We start from the raw sequence: 15,196 nt of genomic DNA on the forward strand, positions 1-15,196 counted from the left end.
GATGATTCCGGTGAATGTGAACAGTGATTCCGGGATGTTGAACACTGTTTCCGGAAAGGAGGAGCAAAGTGTTCAGGTTGAGCCGGAATGAGCGTTCACATTGGTCCGGAAATGGTGTTCACGTTGAACCGGAATCGGTGTTCATGATCGGCCGGAATATGCACTAACCTCGGCACACCTCTGCTGGCCTATTCAGAGCAAGATATCTATCTCAATCATTAAGACAAAAAACGAACGCCTACGCAGGCTCTCCCGCGGGTCGCAGTGACAGAAGGGCGCAAACAATATGTGACCAGCGGCTTTATTTGAAAGACAAGCTTGCAACAGCCTGACGGTAGGCATCGGAGATCATTTGACCCTGCTTGCTGCAAGCAGACAAGCATCAAAAGATGTAACGGATAAAGAAGCAGAAAATAAAACCTGAACTGGACAATCATGCTGCCCAAGTATTCAAACCTGCGGGACTTCCTGCCCACCAGCGAACCCGTTTGAGCAATATGATGAGGCTGAAAGTCATTGCATTCATTTGAGCTGATCACGACAATTTGCCCACCGGAGTCACCCTCTCCTTGAAATACCGGGTAACAAGGGGTATAACCACGCGTTTTATCAGGTGTAATAAGTGAGCGGTATGATGCAAGCCCCCTTTTGGCAGACCAAGAGTCTGCCGCAGATGACTGAATCCGAATGGGAATCCCTCTGCGATGGTTGCGGAAAATGCTGCCTCAACAAGCTGATCGATGAAGATACCGACGAACTGGTTTTCACCAATGTCGCCTGCAATTTGCTTAACACCAAGACCTGTCAGTGCTCTGATTACGCCAATCGTTTCAAAAAAGAGCCTGACTGTCTGCAGATCACCCATGACAAGATCGCCGAATATGACTGGCTCCCCTCAACTTGCGCATATCGCCTGCTGTCTGAAGGTGACGCTCTTCCAGAGTGGCATCCTCTGCTGACCGGCAGTCGTTCCGCGATGCATCAGGCTGGTCAATCCGTCCGTGGCAAGGTCATTCACGAGGATCAGGCGGGTGAATGGATCGATCACATCATCACCTGGGCCAGCTAACGCGCTCAACCCGCTATTTTCCAGAGACAAGGGCTGCACAATGTGCAGCCCTTGTTGTTTCTGCAAGCAGGGTTTGTAGCTTCACACATATCTGGCTGGCTAAACCAGACACCCTCCCAGCTGCGCATTGAGAGAGGCAGAGACAGAGGCAGAGACAGAGGCAGAGGCAGAGGCAGAGGCAGAGGCAGAGGCAGAGGCAGAGGCAGAGGCAGAGGCAGAGGCAGAGGCAGAGGCAGAGGCAGAGGCAGAGGCAGAGGCAGAGGCAGAGGCAGAGGCAGAGGCAGAGGCAGAGGCAGAGGCAGAGGCAGAGGCAGAGGCAGAGGCAGAGGCAGAGGCAGAGGCAGAGGCAGAGGCAGAGGCAGAGAATGATTCCATAGTCACAGGCTTATGGGTATTGCTTGATACCCGCGATGGCGCCTCTGTTCACCCCTTAAACCTGATCAGCTGTTCCACGAGCCATAGCAACACTGATGAAATGGCAGGCAAAGCAACCGCCTATCCCCTTAGAGCGCTAATAAAGCATAATCGCATTACAGACGGGGCCTAGGTCAATCCTGGTGAGCCCCTCCCCTTAATCCTCTTCGAATACCCAGTAACAACTGTTGTGGTTGCGATGGAACTGGAGGCGATTCACAGGGGATGATTACTCCCCCTGAATCGCACGCATAAAAAAACCGGCGCCTTGGCGCCGGTTTTTGCTCACTATGTCTCGATTACAGAGAAGCAGTGAAGGTACGGGTGATGACGTCTTGCTGTTGCTCTTTGGTCAAAGAGTTGAAGCGAACGGCATAACCGGATACGCGGATGGTCAACTGCGGATATTTCTCCGGGTTTTCCATGGCGTCCAGCAGCATTTCACGGTTCATCACGTTAACGTTCAGGTGCTGACCACCCTCTACGTTGGATTCGTGGTGGAAGTAACCGTCCATCAGGCCAGCCAGGTTGGCTTTCTGGGCTTCCATATCTTTACCCAGTGCGTTCGGAACGATGGAGAAGGTATAGGAGATACCATCTTTAGCGTAAGCGAACGGCAGCTTGGCTACGGAAGTCAGGGAAGCAACAGCACCTTTCTGGTCACGACCGTGCATCGGGTTTGCACCCGGGCCGAACGGAGCACCGGCACGACGGCCATCCGGGGTGTTACCGGTCTTCTTGCCATATACCACGTTGGAGGTGATGGTCAGAACAGACTGGGTAGCAACAGCACCACGGTAGGTGTTCAGCTTCTGAATCTTCTTCATGAAGCGCTCAACCAGGTCACAGGCGATATCATCGACGCGAGCGTCGTTGTTACCGAACTGCGGGTATTCGCCTTCGATTTCGAAGTCGATGGCAACGCCATCTTCGTCACGAATCGGCTTGACCTTGGCGTACTTGATGGCAGACAGGGAGTCAGCGGCTACAGACAGACCAGCGATACCACACGCCATGGTGCGATATACGTCACGGTCGTGCAGCGCCATCAGAGAGGCTTCGTAGCTGTACTTGTCGTGCATGTAGTGGATGATGTTCAGCGCAGCAACGTATTGCTTGGCCAGCCAATCCATGAAGTGGTCCAGACGATCCATTACGTCGTTGTAGTCGAGGTACTCGGACTTGACCATCTCGGTTTTCGGACCGACCTGGATCTTGAGTTTCTCGTCCATACCACCGTTGATTGCATACAGCATGGTCTTGGCCAGGTTGGCACGAGCACCGAAGAACTGCATCTGCTTACCAACGATCATCGGGGATACACAGCAAGCGATGGCGTAGTCATCGTTGTTGAAATCCGGACGCATCAGATCGTCGTTCTCGTACTGAACGGAAGAGGTCTCGATGGATACCTTGGCACAGTACTTCTTGAAACCGACCGGCAGCTTCTCGGACCACAGGATGGTCAGGTTCGGCTCAGGGGACGGGCCCATGGTGTACAGGGTGTTCAGCATACGGAAGCTGTTCTTGGTGACCAGAGTACGGCCATCAACGCCCATACCAGCCAAGGTCTCGGTCGCCCACATCGGGTCGCCGGAGAACAGTGAATCGTATTCCGGAGTACGCAGGAAGCGAACCATACGCAGCTTCATGACCATGTGGTCCATCAGCTCCTGGGCTTCTTGCTCGGTGATCAGGCCTTTCTGCAGGTCACGCTCGATGTAGATATCCAGGAAGCTGGAGGTACGACCGAAGGACATGGCTGCACCGTTCTGGGACTTGACTGCCGCCAGGTAGGCGAAGTAGGTCCACTGTACGGCTTCTTTAGCGTTCTTGGCCGGTACGGAGATATCGCAACCGTACTTGGCAGCCATCACCTTCATCTGTGCCAGGGCACGGTGCTGCTCGGAGATCTCTTCGCGCAGACGGATGGTGGCTTCCAGGTTGACGCCGTTTTCCAGGTCAGCTTGCAGGGACTTGAACTGGGCCAGTTTGTCGGCCATCAGGAAGTCAACACCGTACAGAGCAACACGACGGTAGTCACCGATGATACGGCCACGGCCGTAGGCATCCGGCAGACCAGTGATAACACCAGACTTGCGGCAGTTCAGGATGTCTTTGGTGTAAACGTCAAACACGCCCTGGTTGTGAGTCTTGCGGTATTCAGTGAAGATCTTCTCGACCATCGGGTCCAGTTGACGACCGTACACTTCGCAAGAAGTTTTAACCATCTTGATACCGCCGTTGGCGATGATGGCGCGCTTCAGCGGCTTGTCAGTCTGCAGACCAACGATCTGCTCCAGGCTCTGATCGATATAACCGGCATCGTGTGCGGTAATGGTGGAGGGCAGGTCAGTATCAAAATCAACCGGCGCATGAGTGCGGTTTTCGATTTTGATCCCTTCCATGACCTTGTCCCACAGCTTGGTGGTCGCTTCGGTCGCGCCAGCCAGGAAGGACTCGTCACCTTCATACGGGGTGTAGTTCTTCTGGATGAAGTCACGGGTGTTGACAGAGGTCTGCCATTCACCGGCCGCGAAGCCTTCCCATGCTTTTTGGAACTGTTCGTTAAGTTCTGCCATTTTTCATTACCTCACACGGTATTGATGTAGTATCCCGCAATCATCCTTAATGATGACGACGGAAGATAAACCAGTAAGTCAGACCAACCATCACGCCACCACCGATGATATTGCCGATGGTCACGGGGATGAGGTTGTGTAGGACGAAGTTGGATACGGTCAGGTCAGCAAAGGTTGCCGGATCCTGGCCGATGGCCTGCCAAAATTCCGGACTAGCCACGCTGTGGATAGCGATACCAACCGGAATCATAAACATGTTTGCGATGCTGTGCTCGAAACCTGAGGCAACGAACATGGCAACCGGCAGCAGCATAACCACTACCTTGTCAGTCGCGCTGCGGGCACCAAAAGCCATCCAGGCAGCAAGACATACCATCAGGTTACAGAGGATACCCAGCGCCACCGCTTCGAAGAAGGTGTGGTGAATTTTGTGTTGGGCCACTTTGAGGGCGTTAAGGCCCCACTGACCATCTGCTGCCGTGTACTCTGCAGAAACGATGATCAGCGCCACCATCAGCAGACCGCCAATCAGGTTACCGAAGTAGACCAGCCCCCAGTTCTTGAGCAGCTGAGCCCAGCTGATGCGATTGGCAGCCTTGGCCACCAGCGTCAGGGTGGTGGAGGTGAACAGCTCGGCACCGAGCAGCACACACAGAATAAGTCCGAGAGAGAAGCAGAGACCGCCCACCAGCTTGGCCATACCCCAAGGCATGGAGCCGGTTCCGGTAGTCACTGTGATGTAGAAGATAAATGCGATGGCGATGAAAGCGCCTGCGGTGATGGCCAGTGGAATGACCTTGTATGCCGGCTTGGTAGCCTTGGCATAGGTGATGTCTTCAGCCAGTGCAGCGATGGCTTCGGGCTTGAGACAATCGAATGGAGATTCAGCTTTCAATTATTTTCTACCTGAATGTTTTGCCTGTTGAAATCATAACAAAGGGCCTAATAGCCAAAATTGACATTGATCAAGTTTATCAGAGTGCGAATGTAATTTTACTACAAATATTTTAGTGCGATGGCTACGCCACTTTACACCAGGTATCAGCTGAAACAGAAATATCACATTTTTAATGCAATGATTTTAAAGAATTTATTCCAGAGCATGGAAATGTAGCATTGGCAAGATATCTTTGCAGTTCGACAGCACATCCCCTGCCCTGCCATCAACCCCCTTAGGGGTATTTTTTGTTTTTTATTTCATCTTTGAATAACAATCCCGTGCTTTGCCGCACGATAAACAGAAGGGGCCACACGGCCCCTTCCTTTACAGCAACAATCACGCCCAGTGATGGGCTCGCTTGGCCTTCTGCAGCTTCTCGTAGGCCGCCAGCAGCTTCTGGTGCAGCGGGAACTGGGAGAGCGACAGGTCGGCCGCCTCCAGACCGTGGAAGCGTGCTTCGCCAGTGGCGTTGGCCCATGCCTGTGCCAGCGTCTCTTCGCCATACATGCGAGTGAAGACGGCGCGATACTGCTCCGGATCCCGCTCCTCGTCGAGGAACAACTCGACGCAGGCACGCAGGGCGCGGTAGTAGCTGGCACGCTCGGCAGTGAACACCGACTGGTTGAACTCCATGGTCCAGTCGATGAGATCCAGTGCGGTCTCCAGCTCACCCGCGGCCAGCGCCAGCATGGCTTTCAACTCGCCAACGCGCAGGGTGTGCAGCGCGGTCCCCTTGGCAGCGGCGATGCCCAGCAGCTCGCGTACACGGGTACGCTCGTCGTGCCCCTCTTCATCCAGTTGATCAAACAACGCCATGTACTGCTCGGCATCCCAATCCAGTGATGGCAGCGCCAGGATCACTTCGCGCAGGTTGGCGCCCATGTTGTTGTTGGCCAGCAGCAGATCTTCGGCCGGATAGATGTCGGACATGCCGGGCACCAGAATGCGGCAGGCGTAGACACCCAGATGCTCGTAGTCGGCGATATAGACCGGCTGCTCCAGCTCATGGAAGATGCCGATCAGGTGATCGAACTCCTCCTGCGAGGTGCCACGAAAATCCCAGTCGGCAAACTCGAAGTCCGCATCCTGCTTGAACAGGTCCCAGCTGATAAGGCCCGAGGAGTCGATGAAGTGGGTCTCGAGGTTGTGGTGATCCGCTACCTGCTCGTTGTCGAATGACGGTGGCACGAATACGTCGAGATCCTTGAGACCACGGCCCTGCAGCAGCTCGGTGACGGTCCGCTCGAAGGCCACTTCGAAGCGCGGGTGGGCGCCGAAGGAGGCAAAGCAGGTACCGTTGCTCGGGTTGAGCAGCACCACACAGATGACCGGATAGCGGCCACCCAGGGAAGCATCGAAGCTGTAAATGGGGAAGCCTTCCGCTTCGAGGGCGGCGATGGAGGCGGCAATCCCCGGATAACGGGCAATCACCTCGTCCGGGATCAGCGGCAAGCTGATGGCCTCGGCGATGATCTTGTTCTTCACGTGGCGCTCGAACACTTCGGAGAGCGCCTGGGTGCGCGCTTCGGTCTTGGTGTTGCCAGCGCTCATGCCGTTGGAGACATAGAGGTTGCCGATGATGTTCATCGGGATGTAGACGGTCTCGTGATCGGACTGACGTTCGAACGGCAGCGCGACGATACCGCGCTCTTCGTTGTTTGACTGCAGATCCACCAGCATGTCGGCGGTCACTTCACCGTCCGGGTTGTAGAACTTGCGGGTGAAGCTGTCGAGCAGACCGGCCGGGAACTGGTCACCCTCGATGGGGAACCACTTCTCGTTCGGGTAGTGAACGAAATCGCCGTTGGCGACCTGCTCGCCCAGATAGAAGTCGGCGAAGAAGTAGTTGGTGGAGAGACGCTCGAAATATTCGCCAAGGGCAGACGCGAGGGCCGCCTTCTTGCTGGCACCCTTGCCGTTGGTGAAGCAGAGGGCGCACTCTTTGTCGCGAATATGCACCGACCAGACGTTCGGCACGGGGTTGAGCCAGGAGGCCTCTTCAATATCAAAGCCCAAGGCTTGCAGCTTGGTCTGGAAGCGTTCGATGGAGTCTTCCAGCGCCGCGTCCTTGCCGGGAATAAAAGTGTGGTCAGTCATCACGATATCCTGATTTTTATTGGCTCATGTTCGGCCGCAGATAATAGCAGGGGTCGGCGGCTTTGGCAGGACAAAAATCAGCAAACAGGGATGAGTCGCACGGTGAGAAACCGGCTTGCCCCCTCTCCCCCGCCACAAACAACGCGGGCCCGGGGATTGCCCGGGCCCGCTGGTTACGCGACGCGACACATCGTCAGAGCTGCTTGCCCTGGCTCGCAATCACCTGGCTGTACCAGTGGAAACTCGCTTTCTTGATCCGACGAAGGGAGCCCCCCTGCTCGTCACGATCCACATAGACGAAGCCGTAGCGTTTCTGGTAGCCGTTGAGCCAGCTCAGGATGTCGGTGAACGACCAGGCGCAGTAGCCGAGCAATTCCACCCCATCCTGCATCGCCTCCTGGCACGCCTTGACGTGGCTGCGCAGGTAATCGATGCGGTACTCATCGTTCACCTTGTCGCCCGCCTCCAGCTTGTCGAACTCGCCAAGGCCGTTCTCGGTGATCATCAGCGGCAGACCATAGCGAGAAGAGAGGCGACGCAGGGCGATACGCATCCCGGTCGGATCGATGGCCCAGTCCCAGTTGCTGGTTTCAAGGTGCGGATTGGGCGCCGTCTTGTAGAGGCCCGGGATGCCGCTGGACGGTGTAGTGCCCTTCTTGCCGGTGGTGTTGATCCGCTGCAGGGTCTGACCGCCCAAGGGGTTATCTGTGTAGGTCAGGGTGTAGTAGTAGTTGACGCCGATATAGTCGGGCGTCCCCTCGCGCAGCAACTCCATATCGCCCGGCAGGATCTCCGGCGCCTCGCCGTTTTCTCGCAAGTAAGCGAGCGCCGCCTGCGGATAGCGGCCAAAGCAGTAGGCATCCAGCCACCAGAGGTTGTTGAACTCCTCGGCGTTCTCATAGGCCAGCATATCTTTCGGATCGCACGACGCCGGATAGGCAGGGGAGTAGGCAAAGCTCGGGCCGATGAGGCCATTTGGCACATGCTGGCGAAACGCCTTGATCACTCGGGCATTGGCCAGAAACGCGATGTGGTTGGCGGCAAAAAAGCGCTTGCGATCCTGCACGGCAGGCGGATGGGTGCCGAGCTGATAGGCGTTGGTCAGGTTGTAGTTCTGCTCGTTAAGCGACACCCAGTACTTCACCTTGCCGGCAAAACGCTGATAGAGGGTCACGCAGTAGCGCTCGAAATCCTCGATAATGCGTCGGTCTTCCCAACCGCCGTACTCATCCTGCAGCGCCTGCGGCAGATCCCAGTGATAAAGGGTCAGCACCGGTTCGATCTTGTGTGCCAAGAGGGTGTCGATCAGCTTCTCGTAGAAGGCCAGCCCCGCCTCGTTCACCTCCCCCCGACCGGTGGGATAGATGCGCGGCCAGCTCACCGAGAAGCGGTAAGCCTTGAGCCCCATCTCGGCCATCAGCGCCACGTCCTCTTCCATGCGGTGGTAGTGATCCACCGCCACATCGCCGTTGCTTCCCTCAAAGGTCTTGCCCGGCAGCTTGGTGAAGAGATCCCACACCGAGGGCCCCTTGCCATCGGCATTCCAGCCCCCCTCCACCTGATAGGCAGCGGAGGCGGCGCCCCACAGAAAATCGCTCGGGAAGTCGTTGAACTTGTGGTGATGCATCTGGTGTTGCTCCTTCTGCGCTGATGGTGTCAGCCATCTCTGATAACTCGGCGCCCCCGTGCCGGGGTACCCGAAATGAATTGGCATAAGCATCCATCACTTCTAAAATTCCGTCCAATGACAAATTTGACCACTCAACATTCCCAACAGGAATGAAAGGAGCCCTGATGGAGCTACGGGATCTGAAAGCCTTCGTCACTCTGGGGGAGGTGCTGCACTTCGGCCAGGCGGCGGTACGCCAGCACGTTACCCAGTCGGCCCTGAGCAAACAGATAAGGCGGCTGGAGGAGGAGCTGGGCGGCGAGCTGTTCGAGCGCAACGCCAGTACCACTCGCCTCACCGGACTGGGCAGGGCGCTGTATGAGGATGCCCGCGCTGTGGTCATCCAGAGCGAGCAGCTCTCGCGCACCGCCCGCGACGTGCTAGCGGGCAATGTCGGCACCCTGCGCATCGGCTTTGGCGTGGCCACCAAGATCCTGGTGCCCGCCGCCATCGCCCGCTTTCGCGCCGAGCGGCCGCAGGTGACCATCGAGCTCAACGATCTCTCTACCCACCACCAGCTGCTGGCGCTCAGTGAAGGCAAGCTGGATCTCGGTTTTTGCCGCCTGCCCGCCCCCAAGGGGTGGCACGCCCTGCCAGTGGTCGAAGCCCACTTTGTCGCCGTACTGCCCGCCAGCTACCGCGATGTGAGGGCATTGGCGGATCTGGTGGACAAGCCGCTGGCGATCCTGCGTCGGGACAAGGCCCCGTCCTTTTACGATCACCTGATGAACTATCTGGCCCAGAGCGGGCTGCGTTTTCGCGATATCCAGTATGTCAACGACTTTGCAGCGGGCGTAGCCACCGCCGCAGCCGAGATCGCCTGGACTCTGGTTCCCTCCTCCACCACCATAGAGCACCCGGATGTGCTCACCCTCCCCTTGAGAGACGGGGAAGCCTGCTGGACCATTGGCCTTATCCGTCCGCCCCACAGCAAGGGGCCCTTGATCGATGCCTTCTGGGCAACCATCGCCGATATGACGCCAAGATAGACACGCCGTTGGCAAACAGCAGATGGCGGCCGCGCATCAACGATAGCGTTCGACGATACGCGCCAACTCGCCGCTTTGTCGCAGCTGTTGCAGGGCACGGTTGAACTCGGTTATCCGGGTATTGAAGCGGGAGTGCTTGCCGATGCAGAGATTGAACGGGGTAGAGGCAAGCTGCAGCGGCACCTCGACCACCTGCCCGGACAATCCCAGCTGGTTGAGTTTGAAACGAGCCACCAGTGGGTCGGTCACCATCAGATCCCCCCGCCCCGCCGCCAGCATTTTGAAGACATTATCGACATTGATGGTGTGATGAACGGTGAAGCCCGCCAGGTTCTCCTTGCCCCAGCCGTTACCGAAATAGTCGAGAAAGGTAAGCGATTTGAAGTCGCTCAAGCGGCTGGCACGCTGAAACTCCGCCATGCGGGGATGGGCACGCTGGGTAAAAATGGTTAGCACTGTGGTGGTAACCGGCTCTTCCACAATCAGGGTATAGCTGCGCCGCTCCTGAGTGGCGATGGTCACGAAGCCATCGGCCTGCGCCATCCGCACCAGTTTTTGCGCCCGTTGCCACGGATAACCTTCATGGCGAACCCGCAGCCCCATCTGCGCGGCCACCCGATCCATCACGTCGATCATCAGCCCGCGCATCCTGCCCTGTTCGTCACGCCACGAATATGGGGCAAAGTCGTCAAAGTAGACCATCTTCAACTCGGCCGCTGGCGCCGCCCATGCACTCTGCCACATCAGCAATCCCCACAGGATTGCGCTCCCCAGACTGACTCTCATGGCCGCGACTCCATCCACTTCTGCCAACTCTGAGCCTAGTGCAAAGCGGGCTGCGGCAAGGTTCAGGATCCAGTGGAAAAAGTGGCCAACGAAAAAAGAGAGAGGAAGCAGTGGCTTCCCCTCTCTTGTTCGTTTGTCAGCACGCCACCTTACCGATGGCTGTCACGGCTTGCCGGTTACGCCAGCTCGGCCCGCAGCGCCTTGGTGGCATCAACCATCACCTTGAGGGCGGCTTCTGTCTCTTCCCAGCCGCGGGTCTTGAGGCCGCAATCCGGGTTGACCCAGAGCCGCTCGGCCGGGATCTGTTTGGCGGCCTTGCGCAGCAACCCCTCAATCCAGCTCTGGCTCGGCACGTTCGGCGAGTGGATGTCGTAGACGCCCGGGCCAATCTCGTTGGGGTAGTTGAAGCGTTCGAACGCTTCGAGCAGCTGCATCTGGCTGCGGCTGGTCTCGATGGTGATCACGTCCGCATCCAGCGCCGCCACCGCCTCGATGATGAGGTTGAAGTCGCTGTAGCACATGTGAGTGTGGATCTGGGTGCTGTCCGCCACCGGGCTTGCGCTAAGACGGAAGGCCCGCACCGCCCAGTCGAGATAGGCCTGATGATCCTGCTTGCGCAGGGGCAAGCCTTCGCGGATCGCCGGTTCGTCGATCTGGATGATCTTGATGCCGGCGGCTTCCAGATCTGCCACCTCGTCGCGAATAGCCAGCCCTATTTGCAGGGCGGACTGCTCGCGGCTCACGTCTTCGCGCGGGAAAGACCAGCAGAGGATGGTCACAGGGCCAGTCAGCATCCCCTTCACCGGCTTTTCGGTCAGGCTCTGGGCAAACTTTGTCCACGCCAGGGTCATGGGGGTCGGGCGGTCGATATCACGGGTGATCACCGGCGGCTTGACGCAGCGGGAGCCATAGCTCTGTACCCAGCCGAAGCGGGTGATAGCAAAGCCATCCAGCAGCTCACCGAAATACTCAACCATGTCGTTGCGCTCGGCCTCACCATGAACCAGCACGTCCAGCCCGATCGCCTCCTGACGCGCGATGGCATCGCGGATCTCGGCCTTAATGCCCGCCTCGTAGGCGCTGTCATCGATGCGACCAGCGCGCCAATCCTGCCGCAACACCCGGATCTGCGAGGTCTGCGGGAAGGAGCCGATGGTGGTGGTGGGCAGCAGCGGCAGCTTGAGATCCGAGCGCTGCAGCTCGGCCCTGACCGGATAGGGGCTGTGGCGATCAAAATCGCTGTTGGTGAGGCTGGCGAGCCGTGACTGCACCGCTTTTTTGTGCACCCTGCTGTCGGACTCCCGATCGACGATGGGCTGGCTGTAGGCGGTGATTTTGTCGAGCTCGCCCCCATCCAGATACTCTCTGAGCAGTCCCAGCTCGAAACATTTTTGCAAGGCGAATGCGAACCAGCTGCGGGTCTGGGGATCCAGCTCCTGCTCCAGGGTCAAATCCACCGGGCTATGCAGCAATGAGCAGGATGAGGCCACCCAGAGCCGCTCACCGAGTTTGGCTTTCAGTGCCTTCAGAGTCGGCGCCAGCTTGGCCAGATTGGCACGCCAGACGTTGCGGCCGTTGATCACCCCGGCAGAGATGACCCACTGGGCGGGCAGATGCGGCACCAGGGTCTCCAGCTGTTCGGGGGCGGCCACCAGATCCAGATGCAGGCCATCTACCTTGAGGCTGGTGATGATGTCGCGCTGATGGGCCACCGAACCGAAATAGGTGGTGAGCAACAGCTTGCAGGGGCCGCTCAGGCGCTCGTAGGCGTTGAGATAGGCCAGCCGCCACTCGTCCGGCAAGTCCAGCGTCAGCGCCGGTTCGTCGATCTGCACCCACTCCACTCCTTGGACGGCCAACTTGGCCAGGATCTCCTGATAGACGATGAGCAGGCGATCGAGCAGCTCGAGACGGGAGAAGCCGCTCTCTTTCTCCTTGCCAAGCCACAGGTAGGATACGGGCCCCAGCAGCACCGCCTTGACCGGCAGCCCCAGCGCCTTGGCCTCTTCGACCTCGTCAAACAGCTGGCTCCAGCCCAACTTGAAGCGCTGATCACGGCTGAATTCCGGCACCAGATAGTGATAGTTGGTGTTGAACCATTTGGTCATCTCGGCGGCGGCCGCCGCCGGGCCGGTCGGCGCACGGCCACGGGCCACCCGGAACAGGGTGTCGAGATCGGTCTCGCCATGACGGTGACGGGCAGGCACCGCATCCACCAGCAGGCTGGTACCGAGCACCTGATCGTACCAGGCAAAGTCGCCCACCGGCAGCAGATTGACCCCGGCGCCGTGCTGGGCCTGCCAGTGGCGCTCACGCAGCGTCTTGCCCACGGCAACGAGTTCGGCCTGAGTGGTCTCGCCACGCCAGTAGGATTCGAGGGCAAATTTCAGCTCGCGCTTGGCGCCGATACGGGGGAAGCCCAGGGTGTGTGCTCGTGTCATAGGTTCATTTCCTTATGCTCATTCATCTGATGGGAAATTGGATGGTTTAGCCATCCAGATGTTTACACATCCAAAATGACAAGATAAGGTGACGCTGGCTATTGAATCCTCTTCAAGTGGCTCTCAAATAATCCTCAACTGACCGCCAGTCAGGTTCACCGCGAGGATGCAGAGGCCGATGTTTACAGGTGCAAGAGGTGCCGGAGTCAAGAAGCGCAGCAGGCCACCGCCGGCCGCAACCTCAGCGCCATACGCAATCTCACAAGGAGCCATCTTATGGCAGTGCCAAGCAATGCAGGGATAGAGATCAAACACTTGAAAACATTGACCGCGCTGGCCGAGCAGGGCTCGCTGGCCGGTGCGGCGCTGACCCTCAACCTCACCCAGTCCGCCCTCTCCCACCAGCTCAAAGAGCTGGAGACCCGCCTCAATCTGGAGCTCTACCTGCGCAAAAGCCGCCCGCTGGTGCTGACCGCGGCAGGCGGCCAGCTGCTCGCCCTCGCCCGTCAGGTACTGCCCGCTCTGGCCCAGACCGAGAAACAGTTGCAAGCCCTGCAGAGCGGCGATGCGGGCAGGCTGCATCTGGCGCTCGATTGCCACAGCTGCATCCAGTGGCTGCTGCCGCTGTTGCCCGATTTTCGCCGCCAGTGGCCTGGGGTGGATCTGGAGGTGGAGTCGGTGCCGGGCTTTGATGCCATCAATGCCCTGCTAGGCGGCCAGCTCGACCTGCTGCTCACCTCGGACGTGCAGGCCCGCGGCGATCTCCACTTCGAGCCGCTGTTTGCTTTTGATCTGACTCTGGTGATGGCACCGGCTCATCCCCTCTGCCACCGGAGCCACATCGAGCCGGGCGATCTGGGGCCGGAGGTGCTGCTGGTCTATCCGGTGGAGCGCAGCCGCATGGATATCTTCAGCCGCTTTTTGCAACCCGCCGGGGTGGAGCCCGCCCGCTGCAAGCCGGTGGACAACACCTCGGTGATGCTGCAGATGGCCGCCGCCGGCCTCGGCGTCGCCGCCTTGCCACGCTGGGCCAGCGAGGAGTTTGTCAGACAGGGGATGCTCTGCGCCCGCTCCCTCGGCAGCGGTATCCGTCGCCATATGTACGGCGCGGTGCGGGCCGCCGATCGGGATCAAGCCTGCCTGCAGAGCCTGTTCGAGCGCATTCGCCGCAAGATGGAGGGATAGCCCTCCTCAGCGTGGCTGACCGACCTCTGCCAGCAGTGCAGGCAACTGCGCCTTGATAAAGTCGATGAGGGCCCTGACCGCCGGTGACAGACCACGCCGCGCGGGATAGAGCATCACCAGCTTGCCATCTTTGGGACGCCACTCGGGCAACAGTTGTTGCAGCCGCCCATCCGCCAGCTCATTCACGCAGGCGTAAAGTGGCAAGCCCACCATCCCGAGCCCCGCCAGCGCCGCCTGTTTGAGGGTTTGCACATTGTCGCTGCGCAGCAGCACATTGACCGCCACCTCCTCACTCTCCCCGCTATCGTGCCGCAGCCGCAACAGATCGGCCTGACGCTCCAGCGAGCTGAAGAGCAGGGCATCCTCTCCCTCCAGCTGGCGTGGATGCGCCAGCGCATTGTGGCGCGAGAGCCACGCCGGGGTCGCCAGCACGCCCCACTGCACCATACAGAGCGGCACCTGCACCAGACTGGAGGGGGGCTGCTCGAAGGCCACCCCGCGGATCACCACATCCAACCCCTCCTCCAGCAGATCCACCTGCCGATTGTTGGCTTGCACGGCGAGCCTCACCTTGGGGTATTGGGCCATAAAAGCGGGCAGCAAGCGGGCAAGCAGCGCATCGGCAATGGTAATGGGCACGCTGATGCGCACCAGACCGCTCGGCTCCTGCTGCCGTTGCCGCACAGCCGCCTCTCCGGCCTGCGCTTCGGCCAGCATCGCCTGACAGTGGCGATAGAGCACCTCACCGGCATCGGTCAGGCTGAGCTGGCGTGAGGTACGTTGCAGCAGCCGGGTATCCAGCCGCTCCTCCAGCAGCCGGATCCGGCGCGAGATCCGCGACTTGGGCACGCCAAGCGCCCGCGCGGCGGCAGTGAATCCCTGTCGCTGCACCACATGGGTGAAGAGATAGAGATCATTCAAATCAAGTTCCAGTGGTGTCATCGGGCAGCCTTGGTCAGGGTGAGGTGCATTCACATCGTTCCATCAATGGAACGATAAGAACCTATTTCACCAGATTGTCGCC

Annotated in this window: 11 protein-coding genes; 4 read left to right on the top strand and 7 right to left on the bottom strand. The window is 58.7% G+C overall.

Annotation, left to right across the window (positions count from 1 at the left end):
- Window positions 1-634 precede the first annotated feature (634 nt).
- Entirely contained in the window at window positions 635-1,069 is a 435-nt protein-coding gene (locus ACTG2G_RS01510) for a YcgN family cysteine cluster protein (protein WP_421387632.1), read from the top strand.
- A 127-nt stretch (window positions 1,070-1,196) separates the two neighbouring features.
- Window positions 1,197-1,616: a hypothetical protein gene (locus tag ACTG2G_RS01515; RefSeq protein WP_439985090.1), complete on the top strand. Its 420-nt coding sequence runs from the start codon at window positions 1,197-1,199 to the stop codon at window positions 1,614-1,616.
- Between the two features lie 166 nt (window positions 1,617-1,782).
- Here the strand turns inward: ACTG2G_RS01515 and pflB are convergent, their stop codons facing one another.
- The 4 genes from pflB to ACTG2G_RS01535 all read right to left on the bottom strand — a co-directional run bounded on the left by pflB (window position 1,783) and on the right by ACTG2G_RS01535 (window position 8,729).
- Complete coding sequence (gene pflB / locus ACTG2G_RS01520) at window positions 1,783-4,065, bottom strand: formate C-acetyltransferase (protein ID WP_005352571.1); 2,283 nt, start codon at window positions 4,063-4,065, stop codon at window positions 1,783-1,785.
- Between the two features lie 46 nt (window positions 4,066-4,111).
- Entirely contained in the window at window positions 4,112-4,960 is an 849-nt protein-coding gene (focA, locus tag ACTG2G_RS01525; RefSeq protein WP_005333620.1) for a formate transporter FocA, read from the bottom strand.
- Window positions 4,961-5,341: 381 nt separating this feature from the next.
- Window positions 5,342-7,102 carry a 30S ribosomal protein S12 methylthiotransferase accessory factor YcaO gene (gene ycaO / locus ACTG2G_RS01530; RefSeq protein WP_005352574.1) on the bottom strand — a complete coding sequence of 587 codons (1,761 nt, stop codon included), beginning with the start codon at window positions 7,100-7,102 and terminating at the stop codon, window positions 5,342-5,344.
- Between the two features lie 193 nt (window positions 7,103-7,295).
- Window positions 7,296-8,729, bottom strand: a complete 1,434-nt coding sequence (locus ACTG2G_RS01535) for a glycoside hydrolase family 1 protein (protein ID WP_199427436.1) — start codon at window positions 8,727-8,729, stop codon at window positions 7,296-7,298.
- A 167-nt stretch (window positions 8,730-8,896) separates the two neighbouring features.
- On the opposite strand from ACTG2G_RS01535, the gene ACTG2G_RS01540 reads away from it, so the two are divergent.
- Window positions 8,897-9,760, top strand: a complete 864-nt coding sequence (locus ACTG2G_RS01540; protein ID WP_129503885.1) for a LysR family transcriptional regulator — start codon at window positions 8,897-8,899, stop codon at window positions 9,758-9,760.
- 36 nt (window positions 9,761-9,796) lie between these two features.
- Here the strand turns inward: ACTG2G_RS01540 and ACTG2G_RS01545 are convergent, their stop codons facing one another.
- Window positions 9,797-10,546 (bottom strand): substrate-binding periplasmic protein, encoded by a 750-nt coding sequence (locus ACTG2G_RS01545; RefSeq protein ID WP_439985092.1) that lies wholly within the window; start codon window positions 10,544-10,546, stop codon window positions 9,797-9,799.
- 176 nt (window positions 10,547-10,722) lie between these two features.
- On the bottom strand, window positions 10,723-12,987 hold the full coding sequence (metE, locus tag ACTG2G_RS01550; protein ID WP_439985093.1) for a 5-methyltetrahydropteroyltriglutamate--homocysteine S-methyltransferase: 2,265 nt from the start codon (window positions 12,985-12,987) through the stop codon (window positions 10,723-10,725).
- 276 nt (window positions 12,988-13,263) lie between these two features.
- Here metE and ACTG2G_RS01555 point away from each other — a divergent pair, with 276 nt between their 5' ends.
- Window positions 13,264-14,172 (top strand): LysR substrate-binding domain-containing protein, encoded by a 909-nt coding sequence (locus ACTG2G_RS01555; RefSeq protein ID WP_439985094.1) that lies wholly within the window; start codon window positions 13,264-13,266, stop codon window positions 14,170-14,172.
- 6 nt (window positions 14,173-14,178) lie between these two features.
- On the opposite strand, the gene ACTG2G_RS01560 is transcribed toward ACTG2G_RS01555, so the two are convergent.
- Window positions 14,179-15,114 carry a LysR substrate-binding domain-containing protein gene (locus ACTG2G_RS01560; protein ID WP_439985095.1) on the bottom strand — a complete coding sequence of 312 codons (936 nt, stop codon included), beginning with the start codon at window positions 15,112-15,114 and terminating at the stop codon, window positions 14,179-14,181.
- Window positions 15,115-15,196 lie beyond the last annotated feature (82 nt).

This window comes from Aeromonas sp. 55A, from assembly GCF_051919665.1.
GTDB lineage: Bacteria > Pseudomonadota > Gammaproteobacteria > Enterobacterales > Aeromonadaceae > Aeromonas > Aeromonas veronii.